The following is a 20,518-nucleotide window of genomic DNA, read 5'->3' on the forward strand; positions in this document are numbered from 1 at the left end:
AACCATCGGTCCGTCAACGGGGCGGAGGCCGGACGGCGTCCGCACGTTCGTGTCCCAGGAGGCTTTCTTGAGGAGAACCAGGATCCGGGGCGTCATCGTGGCCGCCGCCGTCGTTGCGGCCACCGGTTCCGCACTGCTGGTCCCGCCCGCGTGGGCGGACGGGGCGGACACCGCGCCGCGCCCGCCCGGCCGGACCGCGGTGCCGGTCGCGCCCACCGTGACGGAGGGTCTGGACCGCACCGTCCGTGGCGGCTCCCCGGCCGACGCCGCCCGGTCCCACCTGAGGGACCACCAGGACGTGTACCGGATAGCCGACTCCGACCTGCGGACGCTCGGGACGACCGGGGGCGGGGGGCACGCCGCGGTGCGCTTCCAGCAGCTCCACCACGGCGTCCCGGTCTTCGGCGCGCAGTACGCGGTGCAGACGGAGAAGGTGGACGGCGGGCAGCGGGTCGAGTCGACCACGGGCACCCTGTACACGGCGCTGACGGTCCCCACCACCCCCCTGGTCGACCGGGACACCGCCCGCCGCCGGGCGTTCGTCCTGGACCGGCGGCTGGCCGACGTCGAGGACGCCAGGACCGCCGACCACGGCCTGACCGTGCTGCCCGGCGCCGACGGCGGACGCCTCGCCTGGCACTTCACCGTGACCGGAGCCGCGCCGGACGGCGGGCCGGTGCGCCAGGAGGTCTTCGTCGACGCCCGGGTCGGCGGGATCGCGCTCTCGTACGACAACGTCGAGACGCTGGACGCCGGGACCGCCTCACCCGTGCAGGGCACCGGCGTGCGCTTCGACGGCTCCGAGACCCCGGTCGCGGCCAACCGGGAGGCCGACGGCTCGTACACGCTGGTCGACTCCACGCGTCCGATGTACGCGACGGCCCGCGGCCAGATCCGGACCTTCGACGCGCAGCGCCTGGACTACAACGCGGTCACGGGGGGCGGGGTCCCGGACGGCATCCCGCCGGCCTCCTCGGCGAGCACCCGGTTCGACGGCGCGCAGACCGCCTCCGGCGCGGTCGACGCCCACGTCAACGCGGCCAAGGTCTACCAGTACTACCTGCAGGAGATCGGCCGCGACGGGCTCGACGGCAAGGGCGGCACGATCGACTCGGTGGTCAACGTCTCCAGCAAGGGCAAGGACTTCTACAACGCCTTCTGGGACGGCTCCAAGATGGTCTACGGGTCGAACAAGGGCATCCCGCTGTCCGTCGCCCTGGACGTCGTCGGCCACGAGATGACCCACGGCGTCACCGAGCACGCAGCGGGCCTGGTGTACCTCAACCAGTCGGGCGCCCTCAACGAGGCGGTCTCCGACTACTTCGGCAACGCCATGGAGACCGCGGACAAGGGCATCGCCATGGACGACCCGGACTCGGGCCTGGTCGGCGAGTACCTCTGCAACGGCACCAAGACGCTGCGGGCCTGCGCCCTGCGCGACATGAACGACGGCCGCAGCGCGCAGAAGGACTACATCCCGGCCACCCTGGACGTCGACAACGGCGGGGTGCACGACAACTCCACCGTCGTCTCCGGCGCGATGTGGGACGTCCGCAAGCGGCTCGACCACGGGCTCGCCGACCGGATCATGTACCTGGCCGCCCAGGACTACCTGACCCCGCTCTCCGGCTTCACCGACATGCGCCACGCGGTCACCCTGGCCGCCAAGGCGCTGAAGGCCTCCAAGGACGACCTGCAGGCCATCGGCGACGCCTTCGACGCCCACGGCATCGTCGACGGCTGGGAGCAGCTCGGCGGCGTGCACGACGGCACCGCCCTGGCCGCCGGCGTCGTCCCCGCCTACGAGCTGACCTCCGGCGTGGACGAGCAGGCGGCCCAGGTCGACGGCGACGTGTACGCCGTCGGCCACGGCGACGCCGTCGCCTGGAGCCGGGGCGGCGCCGCCTTCGGCATCACCGTCGGCCGGTTCGGCAAGCAGGCCGGCGAGTCCGACCACGAGCTCGCCGAGGACGGCGCCTACCTGGTCGACCCGTCGCTCGACGACGACCGCGTCGTCTTCACCCGCATCGCCCCGGACGGCGTGGGCGTCTACACCGCCGACGACAAGGGCCAGGGCGCGGTGAAGAAGCTGGTGGACGGTCCGGACGACGAGATCGAGCCGGTCACCGACCACGGGAGCCTCGCCTGGATCGGCGTCTCCGCCGACGGCGAGCGGGACGTGTACCTGCGCACCCCGGACGGCACGACCACCGACCTCACCCCGGAGGCCGGCACCGCCGCCGGCAACCTGGCGATGAAGCACGGCCGGCTCGCCTGGCGGGACGGCAAGGGCCGCTACCTCCACGTCTACGACACGGCCACCGGCACCGCCCGGAGCACCAAGATCCAGTTCTTCCTGCTGAACTCGATCACCGACATCCAGATCACCGGGGACCGCGTCTTCTGGCGGGAGTCCGGGGGCTTCATCTTCCCGGGCAGCTACTTCTACTCGGCCCCGCTGGACGACCCGGCGCACTTCCGGGTGATCTCCCAGCCGTCCCCGTACTCGTTGCACGGCGCCCAGTTCTCGGTCAACGAGGACTACTTCGTGTACTCGACGTACGACGCCTACGGGTCGCTGGGCAGCTGGACCGGCAAGGTCGGGAAGGTCTGGGCCGCACCCGTCGCCGACGTGGTCGCCGGGACCCCGGTGTACACCCGGGTCTCCTGCAGCTCCGGCTACCAGCTGGCGCCCTCGCTCGGTGACGGGCAGCGCACGGTGTGGCTGGACACCACCGCCGCCTCCACCGACGTGGTGACCCGCGGCTCGTTCGCCGGCACCTGCTCCTAGGCTCCCCGCGCGTCCGTGGAGGAGGCCCCGCCGTCCGGCGGGGCCTCCTCCGCGTGGCCGGCGGACGGCAGGTCCCGCCGCACCGGGTCGCCGGGGCGGTGCGGGGACGGGGCGGGCGGATCCCGGCGGGTGCGGCGCGGGTGGAGGGGGTAGAGCCAGCGGCGGAGGAGGCGGTTGAGGGCCGGCAGGACCAGGTACGTGAGGAGCGGGACGAGGAGCAGGGGGAAGGCGGCGGCGCGCAGGGCGAGGGGCCAGCCGACGGTGTGCGGGGCGGCGAGGCCCTGGAAGAGCAGGGAGAAGGGGTAGGCGCCGCAGAAGGTGACGACGCACATCTTCCAGCGGGGCGTCTGCTCCTCGGAGCCGGGCGGCAGCGGGAACCACGTGTCGAGTCCGGTGTGCCGCCGCTGCTCGTCGGCGGGGACGGCGATGTCGGCGACGCGGGCGTGCCAGGCGGCGCGTTCGGGCGATTCCATCCAGGCGGCGAGCCGGCGGGCGTCGCGGAAGTGCAGGACCGCGTGGTAGTGGTGCGTGCCGTCCTGGGGGCGGAGCCAGGTGACGCCCCGGTCGCGGCGCAGGAGCGGGAGGCGGCGCGGGTGATGTCGCGGGCCCACTCCTCGAAGGCGTCCTCGCGGCCGGGCAGCACCCGCCAGGTGACGACCGCGCTCACGGGTTCGGGGTTGGCGGCGGGGGTCGCGGGGGTCACGGGGGGCTCCCGGCACCGGGCGGCGGGACGGGGGTGTTCTCGGCGGGGTCCCAGCCGAGGAGGCGCATGCCGAAGCCCGCCGCGATCCGGGCGAAGGCGGTGCCGATCCGGCCGGTGCCGAGGATCCCGGCGGTGCGGCCGTGGAAGTCCCGGCCGAGGAGCCCGGTGAGGCGGAAGTCGAACTCGCGGGTGCGGCCCACGGCGCGGACGACCCGGCGGTCGGCGGCGAGGGCGAGCGCCCAGGCGAACTCGGCGACGGAGTACGGGGAGTACCAGGAGACCCGGGCGACGGTCAGGCCCAGCAGGCGGGCCTCGTCGAGGTCGATGTTGTTGCAGCCGGTGGACCGCTGGGCGGTCGTCCGGGTGCCCCCGGCGGCGAGGGTGCGCAGCACTTCGGCGTCGAGGACGTCGTTGACGCTGCTGCAGACGATCCCGTACCCGGCGGCGGTGGGCGCGGTGTCGCGGTTGAGCATCAGGTCGAGGCAGCGCAGGTCGTGCTGCCCGGCGAAGGCCTTCTCCAGCAGGGGGCGCTCGTCGGTGAGCACGCCGTACGCCACGATGTCCGCCATGCCGGGACCGCTGCCCCGGGGGCGGGCGCGGAAACACGTCCCGGCGGGCGGGTCCGGAGGCGGGGAGGGCACGGATCAGCGGCGGGGAGGGCACGGGAGAGGGCGGGAGGGGACGGCGGGCGGGGCGCGCGGCCCGGGCCGGCGGCCCTCAGCGTCCCGGGCCGGCGGCCCTCAGCGGCCCGGGGGCACGGTGAAGCGCCGCTCCTCCCCCGGGTGGACGAGGGCGGACCGGCCGCCGATCTCCACCCGGATCGGCGACTCGTCCGAGTCGGGCACGCCGATGCGCAGCTGCCCGGGGTGCATCCGCACCCGCACGCCCCAGTGCCCGCGGTAGCGGACGCGGAAGCCGAAGCGGGAGAGCGGGGGCAGCGGCACGGGGTCGAGCCAGAGGGCGTCCTCGCGGGTCTCCAGTCCGGTGAGGCCGCGCTGCACGAGGTCGAGGGTGCCGGCCATGGCGCCGAGGTGGACCCCCTCCCCCGTGGTGCCGCCCTGGATGTCGGCGACGTCCTCGGTCAGCGCCTCCTGGCAGTACCGCCAGGCGTCGGCGCGGCGGGCGCGGGCGAGGACCCAGCCGTGGACGAGTCCGCTGAGGGTGGAGCCGTGGCTGGTGCGGCGCAGGTAGTGGTCGACGGTGCGGTTCCAGGTGTGGTCGTCGAGGTCGTACCCGAGGCGGCGCAGCAGGGCGGCGAGTTCGGCGGGCGAGAAGAGGTAGCCGAGCATGAGGACGTCGGCCTGCTTGGACGCCTGGTAGCGGTTGGTGCTGTCGCCCTCGGCCTCCAGGATGCGGTCGAGGCGGCGGATGTCGCCGTAGCGGGCGCGGTAGCCGTCCCAGTCGAGTTCCTGCAGGTCGCCGTAGCCGTCGAACTGGCTGATCACGTCGTCGTGGAACGGCACCGTGAGGCGGCGGGAGACGTCCTCCCAGCGTTCCAGTTCGGGCCGGTGCAGCGCGGTCCGGTCCAGCAGCTCGTCGTGGCGGAACGGCGGCAGGGAGCGGACGAGTTCCAGGGCGCGGCAGAGCACCCAGGCGGCGGTGACGTTGGTGTAGGCGTTGTCGTCGACGCCGGGCCGGTCGGCGCCGGGGTAGGCGTCGTGGTACTCGTCGGGGCCGACGACGCCGAGGATGCGGTACCGGCCGGTGGCGGGGTCGGGGACGGCGCGGTCGGCCCAGAACCGGGCGATCTGGAGCAGCATCTCGGCGCCCCGGGTGTGCAGGAACTCCGTGTCGCCGCTGGCCTGGCAGTACTGCCACACGTCGTAGGCGACGGCGGAGCCGACGTGGTGCTGGAGCCGGGAGCGGTCGGGGAGCCAGCGGCCGGAGCGCGGGTTGAGGTGGAGCTCCTGGGTCTCCTCGCGGCCGTCGCTGCCGCTCTGCCACGGGTAGAGGGCGCCCCGGAGCCCGGCCGCACGGGCGTTCAGGCAGGCCTGCGGGAGCCGCCGGTGGCGGTACGTCAGCAGGCCGCGGGAGACCTCGGGGAAGTGCAGGTTCAGGTAGGGCAGCACGAACAGCTCGTCCCAGAAGACGTGGCCGCGGTACGCCTCGCCGTGCAGGCCGCGGGCGGGGACGCCGACGTCGAGGTCGGCGGTGTGCGGGGAGAGGGTCTGCAGCACGTGGAAGAGGTGGAGGCGCAGGATGCGCCCGGCCTCGCCGGGGACGTCGAGCTCGGCGCGCCGCCACAGGTGCCGCCAGGCGGTGCGGTGGGAGTCGAGGAGGGCGTCGGCGTCCGGTGCCTGCCGGACGCGGTCGAGGGCGCTGTGCAGGGGGTCGGAGATGGCGGGGTCGCGGGAGGTGCAGAGCGCGACGGTCTTCTCGACGACGGCGGGGCGGCCGGGGGCGAGGGGGAGGGTGAGCAGGCGGGCGGCGCGGCGGCCGGTGAGGGAGGTGTCGGCGGCGGCCGGGTCGGGGCGGGTGCGGGTGCGGGCGGCGAGGGCGACGCGGATGTCGGAGGCCGTGGTGCGGCAGCGCAGCCAGACGGTGCCGGGGTCGCCGTCGGCGGTGCCGGTGTGGAGGTGGGTGAGGTGCTGTCCGGCGAGGGCGCGGTAGCGCTCGACGCCGGTGTTGGCGATGCGGCCGTCGAGGGCGGACTGGACCTCGACCGTGCCGCTCCAGCCGTCGGCGGTGAACTCGGTGCGCAGCAGCGCCAGGTGGGGGTCGCCCATGTGGACGAGGACGCGGTGGACCACGAGCAGGCCTCGGCCGCGGTCGTCGGCGTACCGGGTGGTGCGGGTCAGGACGCCCTCCTCCGGGTCGAGGACGAGCCGGTGCGCACGGGTGCCGGGGCCGCCGGGGACGAGCCAGCGGCCGTGGGGGGCGCCGTCGGGGCGGACACGGTAGCGCAGCGGCAGCCAGTTGGGGAGGTTGACGAGGTCCTCGTTGGTGATCTGCCGCCCGGCGGCGGTGGACTCCAGCCGGTTGTAGACGCCCGCGGCGTACGTGCCGGGGTAGTGGAGCGGGCCGGGGGCGGCCTCGGGGGCGGCGGCGCGGGTGGCGAAGCGGCCGTTGCCGAGGGCGCACAGGGCCTCGCGCAGCCGCTCCTGCGCCGGGTCACAGCCCTCGTACTCCCAGGTGGACTGCGGCAACGGGACCACTCCTCCGCGGTGCGGCCCCGGGGCGGTTCGGGCGCCCGGGGGCGGGGGCCGGGGTGCGGGCGCCGGCGGCGGGCCGGCGCCGGGGTCGGCGGCGGGGTCAGCGGCGGCCGACGGCGAACATCGCGATCAGCAGGGCGGCCCACAGGTGCGTGACGGCCACGTAGACGAAGACGCGGACGGCGGTGCCGCGCCTGCGGCTCCGCTCGGCGGAGGCGTCGGGGGTGAGGGCCGCACCGGCCGCACCGGCCGCACCGGGCCCGCGGGGCGGGGTGGCGCGCGGTGCCCCGGCGGGGGTGCCGGGGCCGCTCATACCGGTGCCGTCCGGGAGCCGGCGCGGGCTCCGGACCCGCGCAGTTCGGCGAGGAGGCCGCCCTGGTCGGTGATCATCTCGGTGAGGATGCGGCGGGCGGCGCGCAGCAGTTCGGCGACGTCGGGGGTGCTCAGCGCGTACACGACGGTGTTGCCCTCCCGGGTGGCGCCGACCAGGCCGGCCCGGCGCAGCACGGCGAGCTGCTGGGAGAGGCTGGAGGCCTCGACGTCGAGGTCGGCGAGGAGGTCGCGGACGGGCCGCGGCCCCTCCTGGAGCAGTTCCAGCACACGGATGCGGACCGGGTGGCCGAGCGTGCGGAAGAACTCCGCCTTGGCCTGGTACAGCGGGACGGGCACGTCAGCCCTCTCCTTCTTCCTCCGGTTCGTGGGGGACCCTGACGCCGTGGACGGCGGCGAGCCGCAGCAGTCCGGCCACCCGTCCGACGTAGGCCTGGACGCCGTCGTCGTCGCCGGCGGCGCGGGCCGCGGCGAGCTCGCGCCGGGCGTCGTCGATCTGCCGGCGCAGTTCCTCGTCGAAGGCACCCATCGGCCCTCCCGTCCTTCCGGATGTTCAGGATCTCCGAATGTGCACAAGTCTTCAACTTCCGGCCGCCCGGCGTAAGGGGCCGGCGGGTCGTGCGGACGGGGCCGGGTGTCCCTGGCGCGCCGGCCGGGAAGGCGGCAGGCTGGACCGGGTGCGTGCCCGCCGGCGGCCCCGCACGCACCGCGGCCGGGGCCGTCCCCGGCAGGCCCGCCCCGGCACACCCGTCAGCCCGGGCCGCCCCCCGTCACCCCCTCGTCCTCGGAGGTCAGCATGGAGCGCAGTGTCACCGTCGGCGTCGACGGCTCCCCGGAGAGCCTGTCCGCCGCCGAGTGGGCGGCCGGCGAGGCCGAGCTGCGCGGGGCGCCGCTGCGGCTGGTCCTCGCGTGGCCCTGGCTGTTCAACGCGCCGCCGAAGGTCGAGGACTCCGACACGGGCCTCGCGCAGGAGATGCTGCAGGAGGTCGAGTCGGGCCTGCGGGAGGGGCACCCGGGCCTGGGGATCACCTCGGAGCGGATCGCCGACCACCCGGCGGAGGTGCTGGTGGCCGCCGCGGGGGAGGCCGGGCTGCTGGTACTGGGGTCGCGGGGGCTGGGGGCGCTGGCCGGGTTCCTGGTGGGGTCAGTGGGACTGCAGGTCCTGGCGCGCGCGGCCTGCCCGGTGGTGCTGGTGCGGGCCGGGGAGGGGGTCGAGGCCCGGGGGGCGGGCGACCCGCGGGAGGTCGTGGTCGGCGTGGAGCTGGACCGGCCGTGCGAGGAGGTCGTCGAGTTCGCGTTCAGGACCGCCGCCCGGCGCTCCGCGCGGGTCCGGGCGGTGCACACCTGGAGCCTGCCGTCGACGTACGGCTACGCGGCGGCGCCCCTCGGCGTCGACCTGACCGCGAGCCTGTCGGCCGACGCCGCACAGGGGCTGGCGGCGGTGCTGCGGCCGTGGCGGGAGAAGTACCCGCAGGTGGAGGCGGTGGAGGAGGTGCTGCTGGGCTCGGCCGGGGAGGTGCTGGCGGAGGCCTCGCGGGAGGCGTCGCTGGTGGTGGTGGGCCGGCGGGTGCGCTCCTCGCCGCTGGGCATGCACGTGGGTCCGGCGGCGCACGCGGTGCTGCACCACGCACGGTGCCCGGTCGCGGTGGTGCCGCACCCCTGAGCCGGACGCCTGAGCCGCACCCCCGAGCCGGACGTCTGAGCCTGACACCCGAGCCGTATCCCTGAGCCGCACCCCCGAGTCTCGAGCCCGGGCCGGACGCCCGAGCAGCGGTCCGGCGCGGGACCCGGCGCGGGGGCGGCCCGCCGGCCGTGTCCGCGCGCCCCGGCGCCGCGCCCCGCGCTCCGGGCGCTCCTCCGCGGGCCCCCGGTCCCGGTGCGGTGGGGCCGGTCGGCCCTGGTTGCCGGGCGTACCGGCGGGCAGGATGCCCCCGTGGGGTCCGCGCGGCGTGCGCCGGACAGGGACGAGGCGAAGGCGGAGCATGCGATGGCGGAGAACGGCGGTCCCGCCGGGTCCGGACCGATCAGGGTCTTCCTCCTGGACGACCACGAGGTGGTCCGGCGCGGGGTGCACGACCTGCTGGACGCCGAGCCCGACCTGACGGTGGTGGGCGAGGCCGCCACCGCGGCGCAGGCGCTCGCCCGCGTCCCCGCGCTGCGCCCCCAGGTCGCGGTGCTGGACGTGCGGCTGCCGGACGGCGACGGGGTGAGCGTCTGCCGGGAGCTGCGCTCGCAGATGCCGGAACTGGCCTGCCTGATGCTGACCTCCTTCGACGACGAGGAGGCCCTGCTGGACGCCATCATGGCCGGTGCGGCCGGGTACGTCCTGAAGCAGATCAAGGGCACCGACCTGGTGACGGCGGTGCGCACGGTGGCGTCCGGCCAGTCGATGCTGGACCCCGGCGCGACCACCCGCCTGATGGCGCGGCTGCGGGACGAGAAGCACCCGGAGCCGGAGGAGGAGCTGCTGTCCGGGCTGACGGAGCGTGAGCGGCAGATCCTCGCCCTGATCGGCGAGGGCATGACGAACCGTCAGATCGGCCAGCGCCTCTACCTGGCGGAGAAGACGGTCAAGAACCACATCTCGCGGCTGCTGGCGAAGCTCGGCGTGGAGCGCCGGGTCCAGGCCGCGGTGATCGCCACGCAGGCGGCGTCCGGGGCCGCGGAGGACCGCGCCGGGGCGCCGGGGCGCACCCGGCGCTGAGCCGGACGCCGGCGGCGGGTGCCGCGGGGGCGCCCGGAACGCACGGAGCAGACGGAACGCACACCGGCCCGGACCGGTGCCGCCGGGGCGGCGCACGGTCCGGGCCGGTGCCGTCCCCGGTCAGTCGCGCTGCAGCGGGGCCCGCCAGACCAGCCGGGTGCCCCCGCCCTGGGGGACCTCCAGCAGCAGGGTGCCGCCCAGCTGCTCCGCACGCTCGGCCAGGTTGCGCAGGCCGCTGCGGCGTCCGTCGCCGGGTATGCCCACCCCGTCGTCGGTCACCGTCAGGACCACCTCGGAGTCGGTGGCGCGCAGGTCGGCCTCCACCCGGCGGGCCCGGGCGTGGCGGGCCGCGTTGCTGAGCGCCTCGCGGAGCACGGCCACCACGTGGTCGGCGGTGGCGGGGGGCACGTCGGTGTCCAGCAGCCCCTCCATGCTGAGGCGGGGGGCGAAGCCCAGCGCCGCGGCCGCCTCCTCCGCGGCCCGGGCGGCCCGGGCGCGCAGGCTGGCCTCGCCCGCGGAGTCGCGGGCGCGCAGCCCGAAGATGGTCGACCGGATGATCTTGATCGTCTCGTCGAGGTCGTCGACGGCGCGCATGACGCGGTCGGCGGCCTCGGGGTGGTCGATGAAGCGGCCCGCGCTCTGCAGGGTCATGCCGGTGGCGAAGAGCCGCTGGATGGCCAGGTCGTGCAGGTCCCGGGCGATGCGGTCGCGGTCCTCCAGGATCGCGAGCTGCTCCGCGTCCCGCCGGTGCGCCGCCAGCTCCAGCGCCAGCGCCGCCTGGCCCGCGAACCCCAGCAGCGGCCGCACCTCCTCCTCGGTGAACGGCTGCTCGTCCTTGCCCCGGGCCAGCAGGACCACGCCCCGGACCTCCTTCTCCGCGGTGCCCATCGGCACGGCCACCGCCGGGCCGAGGCCCGCGAAGCGCGGCGGACCGGCCGTCACCCGCGGGTCGTGGCCGATGTCGGCGCTGAAGGCGGGCTCGCCGGTGGTGTACGCGGCGCCGGAGAGGGTCCCCTCGAACGGCAGCACCATGCCGCGGCGGTGCTCGGCGTGCTCCCCCGCGGAGAACCGCACGGCCAGCTCGCCCGGGGCGCCGGGCATCGCGATGTCGACCAGCTGGGACGCCGTGAACTCGCGGGTCCGCTCGGCGATGAGCTCCAGGACCTGCTCCTGCGAGCCGCCCGACAGCAGGTTGCTGGTGATCTCGGAGCTGGCCCGCAGCCACGCCTGGCGGCGCTGCGCCTCTTCGTACAGGCGCGCGTTGTCGATCGCCACGCCCGCGGCCACCGCCAGGGTGGAGATCACCGCCTCGTCCTCGGCGTCGAACCGGGCGCCGCTCTGCTTGTCGGTCAGGTAGAGGTTGCCGAACACCTCGCCGCGGACCCGGATCGGCACGCCCAGGAAGGTCCGCATCGGCGGGTGGCCGGACGGGAATCCGTAGGAGGCGGGGTGCCGGGACAGCTCCTCGATCCGCAGCGACTCGGGGTGCCGGATCAGCTCGCCCAGCAGGCCGTGCCCGGACGGCAGCGGGCCGATGCGGTCGACCTCGCCCTGCGACAGCCCCACCGTGAGGAACTGCGACAGGGTGCGGCCGTCCGGGCCGATCACGCCGAGCGCGGCGTAGCGGGCGTCGACCAGCGTCGCGCCGGCCTCCACGATGGTGCGCAGCACCTGGGTGAGGTCCAGCTCGCGGCCGACCGACAGCACGGCCTCCAGCAGGCTGTGCACCCGGTCACGGGTGCCCCTGGCCGCGTCGATGCGGGCCTGGAGCTCCTCGAGGAGCTCGTCCAGGCGCATCTGCGGCAGCCGGGCGGCGCCGGCGTCGCGGCCCACGTTGGTCCTCCTCGGTCCCGGGCGGCCGTGGGGCCGCCTGCGCTCCCAAGGTACCCGGACCGGCGGACGACCCGATACCGGACGGGCGAAGGACCTGCGGAGGGGCGGCCGGGGCCCTTCGGCCCCAGCGGGACGGCCGCGCCGCCGGTGGAATGGCAGGGCCGCCGCGGAACCGCCCGGGCCACTCGCCCGCGGTCCCGCGGTGCCGGGCCGTCGCCGCGCCGCGGGTCCCGCGGAGGCCGCGACGGCGCCCGCCACGCCGCCCCACGTGCGGACGGCCCGTACCCACCCCGAGGCAGCCATGGACACCGCTCCCCCGCAACGGACCCCCGGCCGTTCCGCGCGGTCCCGCGAGCAGTCGCGGCTGGACGAGCTGCTGGACGAGCTCCAGGCCCGCGTCGACGCGGCCAGGGTCACCCGCACCCGGATCCACGGCCTCTTCGAGGCGGTCCTGTCGGTCGGCCGGGAGCTGGAGCTCGACCAGGCCCTGCGCCGCGTCGTGGAGGCCGGCGCCGCCCTGGTCGACGCCCGCTACGCCGCGCTCGGCGTGGTCGGACCCGACGGGTGCACCCTGTCGCGCTTCCTGACCGTCGGGATCGGCGGCGAGGAGGCGGCCGCCCTCGGCCCGCCGCCCTCGGGCCGGGGCCTGCTGGGGGAGCTGATCCGCAACCCCGGGCCGCTGCGGCTGGCCGACATGTCCGCCCACCCGGCCGCGTACGGGCTGCCGGAGGGGCACCCGCCGATGCGGACCTTCCTGGGCGTGCCGATCCGGGTCCGCGGCGAGGTGTTCGGCACCCTCTACCTGGCGGAGAAGCGGTGCGGCGGCGAGTTCGACGCCGAGGACGAGGTGGTGCTGGCCACCCTGGCGGTGGCGGCGGGCGTGGCGGTCGACAACGCGCGCCTGTACGAGGAGGCCCGGCGCCGCCAGGCGTGGCTGCAGGCCGGGGGCGAGGTCATCGGCAGTCTGCTGTCCGGCAGCCCGCACGGGCAGGTCCTGGGCCTGATCGCGGAGCGGGCCCGGGAGATCACCGGCGCCGCCGTCGCCGACGTGGCCGTGCCGCTCCCCGGCACCGGGGACCTGGTCGTGGAGCTGGCGGCCGGGGAGGGGGCGGCGGGCCGCGAGGGGCTGGTGCTGCCCCTGGAGGGCACCCTCACCGGAGCCGCCCTGACCGGCGCCGCCCCGGTGAGCAGCCCCGACGTGCGCAGCGATCCGCGGCTCACCGCCGGTCCGCCGGGCGGCTCCGGTCTGGGCCCGGCGGTGGCCGTGCCGATGGGGACCACGGCGGGGCGCACCCGGGGGGTGCTGATGCTGGCGCGCCGCCCCGGTGAGCAGCCGTTCACCGAGGAGGAGGTGCGGCCGCTGCTGGGGTTCGCGGGCCAGGCGGCGCTGGCGCTGGAGCTGGCGGCGCACCGGCGGGACGCCGAGCAGCTCGCGATCCTGGAGGACCGCGACCGCATCGCCCGGGACCTGCACGACCTCGCCATCCAGCGGCTCTTCGCCACCGGCATGACCCTGCAGAGCGCGGGCCGCTTCATCGACCACCCCGAGGCCGCCGACCGCGTCATGCGCGCCGTCGACGACCTCGACGAGACCATCAGGATCATCCGGTCGGCGATCTTCGGACTGCGGGCGCGGGAGCGCGGCTCCGGCCGGGGCCTGCGCGCCCGTGCGGCCCGGCTGGTGGACGAGGCCGCGTCGGCGCTGGGCTTCGCCCCCCGGCTGCGCATGGAGGGGCTGCTGGACACCGCCGTGCCGCCGGCCGCGGCCGAGGCGGCGGCGGCGGCCCTGGCCGAGGCGCTGGCGAACGCGGCCCGCCACGCCCGGGCCCGCCGGGTGGACGTCGTCCTGGAGGCCGGCGCCGGCCTGGTGACCCTCACCGTCGAGGACGACGGCGCGGGACTGCCCGCGGGAGAGGGTGTCGGCGGGAGCGCCGGCGAGGGCGGGGGTCCCGGGGACGGCGGGGGTCCCGGGGACGGCGGGGGTCCCGGGGACGGCCGGGGCGGCCTGCGGGACCTCGCGCGCAGCGCCGAGGAGCTGGGCGGCGCCCTGCTGGTGGAGACGCCGCGCGGCGGTGGCACCCGCCTGGTGTGGCGGGTCCCGCTGGCGGCCCGCGCCGCCTGATCCGGACGGGGAGCCGGCGGTCGGCCACGGTCACGGACCCGGGCACAGGCACGGACCCGGGCACGGCCATGGGCGGGAGTGCGGGGCCCGCCCCCGGGCGGCCCGGGGTCCGGGCCGCCCGGGGGCGGGGTGCGGCGTACGGCGCGGGCCGGCCGGCGTCAGCGGGTCCAGGACCAGTCGGCGACCTCGGGCAGGTCGGTGCCGTGCTCCCGGATCCAGCCGTGGTGGCGGAAGCGGACGTCGGCCATGGCCTGCCGCACGTGCGCCGCGCGCACCGCCAGCCCCGGCACCCGGTCGATGACGTCCATGACCAGCCGGTAGCGGTCCAGGTCGTTGCGGAGCACCATGTCGAACGGCGTGGTGGTGGTGCCCTCCTCCTTGTACCCGCGGACGTGCAGATGCGGGTGATCGGCCCGCCGGTAGGTGAGGCGGTGGATCAGCCACGGGTAGCCGTGGTAGGCGAAGACCACCGGCCTGTCCCGGGTGAACAGCGCGTCGTACTCGTGGTCCGGCATGCCGTGCGGGTGCTCCTCCTGCGGCATCAGCCGGGCGATGTCCACCACGTTGACCACCCGTACCCGCAGGTCGGGCAGGTGGCGGTGGAGCAGGTCGGCGGCGGCCAGCACCTCCAGGGTGGGCACGTCGCCGGCGCAGGCGAGCACCACGTCCGGCTCGCCGTCGCCGTCGGTGGACGCCCACTCCCAGATCCCGGCGCCGCGTGCGCAGTGGGCCCGGGCCTGCTCCAGGTCGAGCCAGTCGAAGCAGGGCTGCTTGCCGGCGACGACGACGTTGACGTAGTCGCGGCTGCGGAGCACGTGGTCGGCGACGGCGAGGAGGGTGTTGGCGTCCGGCGGCAGGTAGACCCGGACGGCCTCGGGGCTCTTGTTGAGGACGTGGTCGACGAAGCCCGGGTCCTGGTGGGAGAAGCCGTTGTGGTCCTGGCGCCAGACGTGCGAGGTCAGCAGGTAGTTGAGGGAGGCGATCGGCGCCCGCCATCCCAGCCGGCGGGAGGTGCGCAGCCACTTGATGTGCTGGTTGGCCATCGAGTCGACGATGTGGACGAACGCCTCGTAGCAGGAGAACAGCCCGTGCCGGCCGGTGAGGAGGTAGCCCTCCAGCCAGCCCTGGCAGGTGTGCTCGGAGAGGATCTCCAGCACGCGGCCGCCGCGGGCCAGGTGCTCGTCGGTGGGGAGGGTGTCGGCCTCCCACGCCTTGTCCGTGACGTCGTAGACGGCCTGGAGCCGGTTGGAGGCGGTCTCGTCCGGGCCCACCAGGCGGAAGTCGCGGCGGTCGGAGGTGGCCTCCATGACGTCCCGCAGCAGGTCGCCGAGGACGCGGGTCGGCTCGTGGACGGAGCCGCCGGGCTTGTCGACCGGGACGGCGTGCCGCTCCAGCGGCGGCAGGGGCAGCTCGCGCAGCAGCAGGCCGCCGTTGGCGTGCGGGTTGGCGCCCAGGCGGCGCGGGCCCTCGGGGATGCCGGCGAGGACCTGCGGGCGGGGGCGGCCCTGCGCGTCGAAGAGCTCCTCCGGCCGGTACGAGCGCAGCCACTGCTCCAGCTGCCGCAGGTGGCCGGGGTCGGTGCGGACCTCGGCGAGCGGGACCTGGTGGGCCCGCCAGGTGCCCTCCACCGGCACGCCGTCGACCTCGGCGGGGCCGGTCCAGCCCTTGGGGGTGCGGAGCACGATCACGGGCCAGCGGGGCCGGTCGGGGATGCCCTCCTCACGGGCGGTGCGCTGGATGACGGCGATGTGGTCGAGGGCGGTGTCCATGGCGTGGGCCATGGCGCGGTGCACCTGGGCGGGGTCGTCGCCGGTGACGTAGATCGGGTGGTGCCCGTAGCCGCGCAGCAGCTCGTCGAGCTCGCGCTCGGGGATGCGGGCGAGGACGGCGGGGTTGGCGATCTTGTAGCCGTTGAGGTGGAGGATCGGCAGGACCGCGCCGTCGCGGACCGGGTCGAGGAACTTGTTCGAGTGCCAGGAGGCCGCCAGCGGCCCGGTCTCGGCCTCGCCGTCGCCGACGACGCAGGCGACCAGCAGGCCGGGGTTGTCGAAGGCGGCGCCGTAGGCGTGGGAGAGGGAGTAGCCGAGCTCGCCGCCCTCGTGGATGGAGCCCGGTGTCTCGGGCGCGACGTGGCTGGGGATGCCGCCGGGGAACGAGAACTGCCGGAACAGCCGGGCCATGCCCTCGGCGTCCCGGGTGACGTCCGGGTACGTCTCGGTGTAACTGCCCTCCAGCCAGGAGTTGGCCACGACCGCGGGGCCGCCGTGGCCCGGGCCCCAGATGCAGACGGCGTCCAGGCCGCGGGCGGAGATCACCCGGTTGAGGTGGGTGTGGACCAGGTTGAGGCCGGGCGAGGTGCCCCAGTGGCCGAGCAGGCGGGGTTTCACGTGCTCGGGGCGGAGGGGTTCGGTGAGCAGGGGGTTGGCCATCAGGTAGATCTGGCCGGCGGAGAGGTAGTTCGCCGCGCGCCAGTGGGCGTCCAGGGCCGCCAGTTCCTCGTCGGCGAGGACGGGGGGGCCGGCGGGGGGTCGGACGTCGTGCATGGCTGCTCCTTCGCGGGGTCGCTGGACCGGTCGCAGTGCGTCGCTCGTCGGCGCCCGCGGGGGCAGCCGCCGCCTCGAGCCTGGTGGTCCGCGGGCGGGGCCGCCAGGGCCGTACGGGCACCCCCGTGCGGGCCGTGCGGGCCGGGGGTACCCGCGGACGGTCCGGTCATGCGGGGCTGTACGGGGCGGGACGGCGGGGGTCGGGCAGCGCGGGGGTCGGGCAGGCGGGACGGCGGGGGCCGGGCGGGCGGCGCCCCCGTCCCGCCGGGCGGCCTGCGGCGGCCCCGGACCGCCGTGGTCCCGCTGAGCCCCGGCGGGCCGCCGAACGTACGATGGACGGGTCCGATGTCCGGCGGCCCGAGGAGCGCTGCCATGGCCAAGAGCATCACCTGCCGGAGGATCTACGAGGAGGCCGCGCCCGGCGACGGGGTGCGGGTGCTGGTGGACCGGATCTGGCCGCGCGGGGTGCGCCGGGAGGACGCCCGCCTCGACGAGTGGCTGCAGGACGTGGCCCCCTCGGCGGACCTGCGCCACTGGTACGCCCACCGGCCGGACCGCTTCGCCGAGTTCCGCCGCCGCTACCAGGCCGAGCTGCGCGACCCGGAGCGGCGGCAGGCCCTGGAGCACCTGCGGGAGATCGCCGAGCACGACGGGCTGACCCTGCTGACGGCGACCCGCGACGTCGAGCACAGCCAGGCCGCCGTCCTGGCCGTGCTGCTGACCGACGCCGAGTGACGCCGGGCGGCGTCGGGCGGCAGAACCCCGGCACGGCGCCCCGCGCCCCGGGCCGCCGCGCGGGTCAGCCCGGGTCTCCGAGGAGGCCCAGCAGGGCCGCGGCCCCGGCGGCGCAGGCGACCCCGAGGAGGGAGAGCGCCAGCAGCCTGAGCCGCAGCGCCCGGTACCGGGCGGTGTACTCGTGCCGCAGCTCCCGGGCCCGGTCGGCGATCCGGCGCACGGTGGCGCGGGAGACCTCCAGCCGGTCGGCCGTGTAGACCCGCACCACGTCCTCGCGCTGCGGCCCGGTCAGCCAGGGCAGCCGGTCGGCGAAGGCCTCCGCCTGCTCCCGGGCCGCCGCGGTCTCGCCCTGCCAGAGCAGGTAGCCCTCCAGCTGGTGGATCCCCCGGTCGCTCTCCCCCCGCGGACCGGGCCGCCTCACCGGTCCGGGCCCTCCGTCTCGCCGATCGTCCGCCGGCTGCCGACCGTCTCCAGGGGCAGGCCGTGCTCGGCGAAGTAGGACCGGGCGGCGATGTCGGGGTGGTGCAGGTCGAACGCCGGGGACTCGGAGCGGATCCGCGGCAGGGTGAGGAAGTTGTGCCGCGGCGGCGGGCAGGAGGTCGCCCACTCCAGCGAGCGGCCGTAGCCCCACGGGTCGTCGACGGTGACCCTCTCGCCGTACCGGGCGGTGTGCCAGACGTTGTAGAGGAACGGCAGGATCGACAGGCCGAGCAGGAACGAGCCGATGGTCGAGACGGTGTTCAGGGTCGTGAAGCCGTCGGAGGCCAGGTAGTCGGCGTAGCGGCGGGGCATGCCCTCGGCGCCGAGCCAGTGCTGCACCAGGAAGGTGGTGTGGAAGCCGACGAAGAGCGTCCAGAAGGTGATCTTGCCGAGGCGCTCGTCGAGCATCCGGCCGGTGAACTTCGGCCACCAGAAGTGGAAGCCGGCGAACATCGCGAAGACGACGGTGCCGAAGACCACGTAGTGGAAGTGGGCCACCACGAAGTAGGAGTCCGAGACGTGGAAGTCGATCGGCGGGGAGGCCAGCAGCACGCCGGTCAGACCGCCGAAGAGGAAGGTGACCAGGAAGCCCACCACCCAGAGCATGGGCGTCTCGAAGCTCAGCGAGCCCCTCCACATCGTCCCGATCCAGTTGAAGAACTTCACCCCCGTCGGGATCGCGATGAGGAAGGTCATGAAGGAGAAGAACGGCAGCAGCACCTGGCCGGTGACGAACATGTGGTGCGCCCAGACGGTCGCGGAGAGGCCCGCGATGGCGATGGTGGCGCCCACCAGGCCGGAGTAGCCGAAGATCGGCTTGCGGGCGAAGACCGGGATGATCTCGGTGATGATGCCGAAGAACGGCAGCGCGATGATGTACACCTCGGGGTGGCCGAAGAACCAGAAGAGGTGCTGCCACAGGATGGGCCCGCCGTTGGCGGCGTCGAAGACGTGGGCGCCGAACTTCCGGTCCGCCTCCAGCGCGAAGAAGATGGCCGCCAGCACCGGGAACACCATGATGACCAGCACCGCGGTGAGCAGCACGTTCCAGGTGAAGATGGGCATCCGGAAGAGCGTCATGCCGGGGGCGCGCATGCAGATGATCGTGGTGATGAAGTTGACCGAGCCGAGGATCGTGCCGAAGCCGGAGAGGGCCAGGCCCATGATCCACATGTCGGCGCCGACGCCCGGCGAGCGGACGCCGTCCGACAGCGGCGTGTAGGAGAACCAGCCGAAGTCGGGCGCGCCCTGGGAGGTGAGCAGGCTGCAGATGACGATGAGCGACCCGAAGACGTAGAGCCAGTAGGCGAACATGTTCAGCCGAGGGAACGCCACGTCGGGCGCGCCGATCTGCAGCGGCATGATCCAGTTGGCGAAGCCCGCGAAGAGCGGCGTGGCGAAGATCAGCAGCATGGCGCCGCCGTGCAGCGTGAACGCCTGGTTGTACTGCTCGTTGGAGAGGATCTGGGTGCCCGGACGGGCCAGCTCGGCCCGCATCACCAGGGCCAGGACCCCGGCGATCAGGAAGGCGCCGAACGAGGTGAAGAGGTACAGCGTGCCGATGGTCTTGTGGTCGGTGGTCGTCACCCACTTGACGATCACCTTTCCGGTACTGGTCCGCTCCGCGCGCGGTGGTTCCGCGCCGACGCGGCCCGCTCTGTCCGTCGTGGTCACCGGGACACTCCCTCGCGGTCGACAGCGGTCCGACCGGATCACGATGGCACGCGGCACCGACAACTTCGAGTAGTCACGTCACTGCGTAGTGCAATCGGGGGACCGGCCCGCCGCCGGACGCGCGGCGCTCCGCCCGGGACCGGGGAGGCCGCCCCGTACGCCCGCCGGCCCGCGGTCCGCCGCGCCCCGCGCCCGCCGGCCGACAGTCCGCAGCCCGGCGGGGTGCGACCGGCCGGCGGCGCCGGGGTGACGTTCGGCCCTGGCGCCCGGGACCGCCGGGCCCTGCGCCGCGCGAGGGGCCGGAGGCACGCTGGTGGCGTGACCTGATGCCGCGGACAGCCCCGAGGAGGGGATGGCCATGACCACGCCGGTACTCGACGCCGGAACCCTGGAGACGCTGGTCGCGGCCGCGGTCGCCGCCCCCTCCATCCACAACACCCAGCCCTGGCGGTTCCGCCTGGACCCCGCCTCCCGTGCCGTCGAGGTGTACGCGGCGCCGGAGCGGGCGCTGCGGCTGGCCGACCCCACCGGGCGGGCGCTGCACGTCTCGGTGGGCGGGGCGGTGTTCAACCTGCGGGTGGCCGCCGCCCACTTCGGCTGGGAGCCGGTCCTCGCCCTGCTGCCCCGCCCGGCCGACCCGGCCCTGCTGGCCGCGGTCCGACTGGCCGGCCCGCCGCGGGCCGCCCGCCCCGCGGACGCGGCGCGGCCCCGCTGGGAGGGCCTGTACGAGGCGATCTGGCAGCGGCACTCCAGCCGGATGCCGTTCAGCGACCGGCCGCTGCCGGAGGGGCTGCCGGAGGCGCTGACCGCCGCCGCCCGCACCGAGGGCGCGGACCTGCGCTTCCCCGGCGCGGAGGAGTCGGTGCGGCTGCTCGCGCTGACCACCGAGGCGGAGCAGCGCAACACCGGCGAGCCCGCCCGCCGGGTGGAGAGCCGCTCCTGGATCACCGGCCCGGACGGGGGGCCGTACGGCATCCCCGCCACGGCGCTGGGCCCGCAGGACGCGGAGGCCCGGGTGCCGATGCGGGACTTCTCCGGGCGGCCGCTGCGGCGGCACCTGCCCACCGCCGACTTCGAGTCCCACCCGCACCTCACGGTGCTGACCACCCGTCAGGACCGCCCCGTGGACTGGCTCCGGGCCGGCCAGGCGCTGGAGCACGTCCTGCTGCTGCTGACCGCCCACGGCCTGCGCGCCTCCCTGCTGCACCAGGCGCTGGAGTGGCCGGACCTGCGCTGGCTGCTCCGCGACCCCGGTGCCGCGGTGTGCAGCCCGCAGATGCTGGTCCGCGTCGGCTACGGCCCCCAGGGGCCGGCCACGCCCCGCCGCGCGGCGGCGGAGAGCATGGACGAGCGGGCGCTGCTGCACCGCGTCCGCTGAGGGCGGCCCGGAGGGGCCGGAGGATGCGCAGGGACCGTGCGGCACGGGCGCGGGGCCGGGCGCGGGCCGGACG

The 20,518-nt window shown here is 75.7% G+C and carries 15 protein-coding genes and 1 pseudogene; 6 read left to right on the top strand and 10 right to left on the bottom strand.

The features are described from left to right. Nucleotides 1–67 precede the first annotated feature (67 nt). Nucleotides 68–2,791, top strand: coding sequence for a M4 family metallopeptidase (locus LO771_RS16850; RefSeq protein WP_230653190.1), 2,724 nt, complete (start codon nt 68–70; stop codon nt 2,789–2,791). Here the strand turns inward: LO771_RS16850 and LO771_RS16855 are convergent. The 6 genes and pseudogenes from LO771_RS16855 to LO771_RS16880 form a co-directional block, all read right to left on the bottom strand. Next, on the bottom strand, nt 2,788–3,402 hold the full coding sequence (locus tag LO771_RS16855) for an antibiotic biosynthesis monooxygenase (RefSeq protein ID WP_230653192.1): 615 nt from the start codon (nt 3,400–3,402) through the stop codon (nt 2,788–2,790). The genes LO771_RS16850 and LO771_RS16855 overlap by 4 nt on opposite strands. 127 nt (nt 3,403–3,529) lie before the next feature. Beyond that, a pseudogene (locus tag LO771_RS16860) lies at nt 3,530–4,063 on the bottom strand (NAD(P)-dependent oxidoreductase); the annotation flags it as partial. A gap of 171 nt (nt 4,064–4,234) precedes the next feature. Then, complete coding sequence (locus LO771_RS16865) at nt 4,235–6,640, bottom strand: glycoside hydrolase family 65 protein (protein WP_230653194.1); 2,406 nt, start codon at nt 6,638–6,640, stop codon at nt 4,235–4,237. A 106-nt stretch (nt 6,641–6,746) separates the two neighbouring features. Next, nucleotides 6,747–6,959 carry a DUF6126 family protein gene (locus LO771_RS16870; RefSeq protein WP_230653196.1) on the bottom strand — a complete coding sequence of 71 codons (213 nt, stop codon included), beginning with the start codon at nt 6,957–6,959 and terminating at the stop codon, nt 6,747–6,749. Next, on the bottom strand, nt 6,956–7,315 hold the full coding sequence (locus tag LO771_RS16875) for a helix-turn-helix transcriptional regulator (RefSeq protein ID WP_230653198.1): 360 nt from the start codon (nt 7,313–7,315) through the stop codon (nt 6,956–6,958). The genes LO771_RS16870 and LO771_RS16875 overlap by 4 nt, the downstream gene beginning before the upstream one ends. Nucleotide 7,316: 1 nt before the next feature. Further along, nucleotides 7,317–7,505: a hypothetical protein gene (locus tag LO771_RS16880; RefSeq protein ID WP_230653200.1), complete on the bottom strand. Its 189-nt coding sequence runs from the start codon at nt 7,503–7,505 to the stop codon at nt 7,317–7,319. 267 nt (nt 7,506–7,772) lie between these two features. Here LO771_RS16880 and LO771_RS16885 point away from each other — a divergent pair, with 267 nt between their 5' ends. Next, a complete protein-coding gene (locus LO771_RS16885; RefSeq protein WP_230653202.1) occupies nt 7,773–8,639 on the top strand; it encodes a universal stress protein in 867 nt (288 codons plus the stop codon). A gap of 324 nt (nt 8,640–8,963) precedes the next feature. Further along, a complete protein-coding gene (locus LO771_RS16890; protein WP_230653204.1) occupies nt 8,964–9,680 on the top strand; it encodes a response regulator transcription factor in 717 nt (238 codons plus the stop codon). A gap of 120 nt (nt 9,681–9,800) precedes the next feature. Here the strand turns inward: LO771_RS16890 and LO771_RS16895 are convergent, their stop codons facing one another. After that, nucleotides 9,801–11,477 carry a GAF domain-containing protein gene (locus tag LO771_RS16895; protein ID WP_230653286.1) on the bottom strand — a complete coding sequence of 559 codons (1,677 nt, stop codon included), beginning with the start codon at nt 11,475–11,477 and terminating at the stop codon, nt 9,801–9,803. Between the two features lie 337 nt (nt 11,478–11,814). Here LO771_RS16895 and LO771_RS16900 point away from each other — a divergent pair, with 337 nt between their 5' ends. Further along, the gene (locus LO771_RS16900; protein WP_230653206.1) at nt 11,815–13,635 is read left to right on the top strand and encodes a GAF domain-containing protein; all 1,821 of its coding nucleotides are present in this window, start codon (nt 11,815–11,817) and stop codon (nt 13,633–13,635) included. Between the two features lie 158 nt (nt 13,636–13,793). Here the strand turns inward: LO771_RS16900 and LO771_RS16905 are convergent, their stop codons facing one another. Continuing rightward, nucleotides 13,794–16,178 carry a phosphoketolase gene (locus tag LO771_RS16905; RefSeq protein ID WP_230653208.1) on the bottom strand — a complete coding sequence of 795 codons (2,385 nt, stop codon included), beginning with the start codon at nt 16,176–16,178 and terminating at the stop codon, nt 13,794–13,796. Between the two features lie 372 nt (nt 16,179–16,550). Here LO771_RS16905 and LO771_RS16910 point away from each other — a divergent pair, with 372 nt between their 5' ends. Next, the gene (locus LO771_RS16910; RefSeq protein WP_230653210.1) at nt 16,551–16,913 is read left to right on the top strand and encodes a DUF488 domain-containing protein; all 363 of its coding nucleotides are present in this window, start codon (nt 16,551–16,553) and stop codon (nt 16,911–16,913) included. A gap of 64 nt (nt 16,914–16,977) precedes the next feature. Here the strand turns inward: LO771_RS16910 and LO771_RS16915 are convergent, their stop codons facing one another. Then, a complete protein-coding gene (locus LO771_RS16915) occupies nt 16,978–17,334 on the bottom strand; it encodes a hypothetical protein (protein ID WP_230653212.1) in 357 nt (118 codons plus the stop codon). Then, nucleotides 17,331–19,067 (bottom strand): cytochrome c oxidase subunit I, encoded by a 1,737-nt coding sequence (gene ctaD, locus LO771_RS16920; protein WP_230653214.1) that lies wholly within the window; start codon nt 19,065–19,067, stop codon nt 17,331–17,333. The genes LO771_RS16915 and ctaD overlap by 4 nt, the downstream gene beginning before the upstream one ends. 358 nt (nt 19,068–19,425) lie before the next feature. On the opposite strand from ctaD, the gene LO771_RS16925 reads away from it, so the two are divergent. After that, the gene (locus LO771_RS16925) at nt 19,426–20,445 is read left to right on the top strand and encodes a hypothetical protein (protein ID WP_230653216.1); all 1,020 of its coding nucleotides are present in this window, start codon (nt 19,426–19,428) and stop codon (nt 20,443–20,445) included. The last annotated feature ends 73 nt before the right edge of the window (nt 20,446–20,518 follow it).

It is taken from the genome of Streptacidiphilus sp. ASG 303 (genome assembly GCF_020991365.1).
Taxonomy (GTDB): Bacteria; Actinomycetota; Actinomycetes; order Streptomycetales; family Streptomycetaceae; genus Peterkaempfera.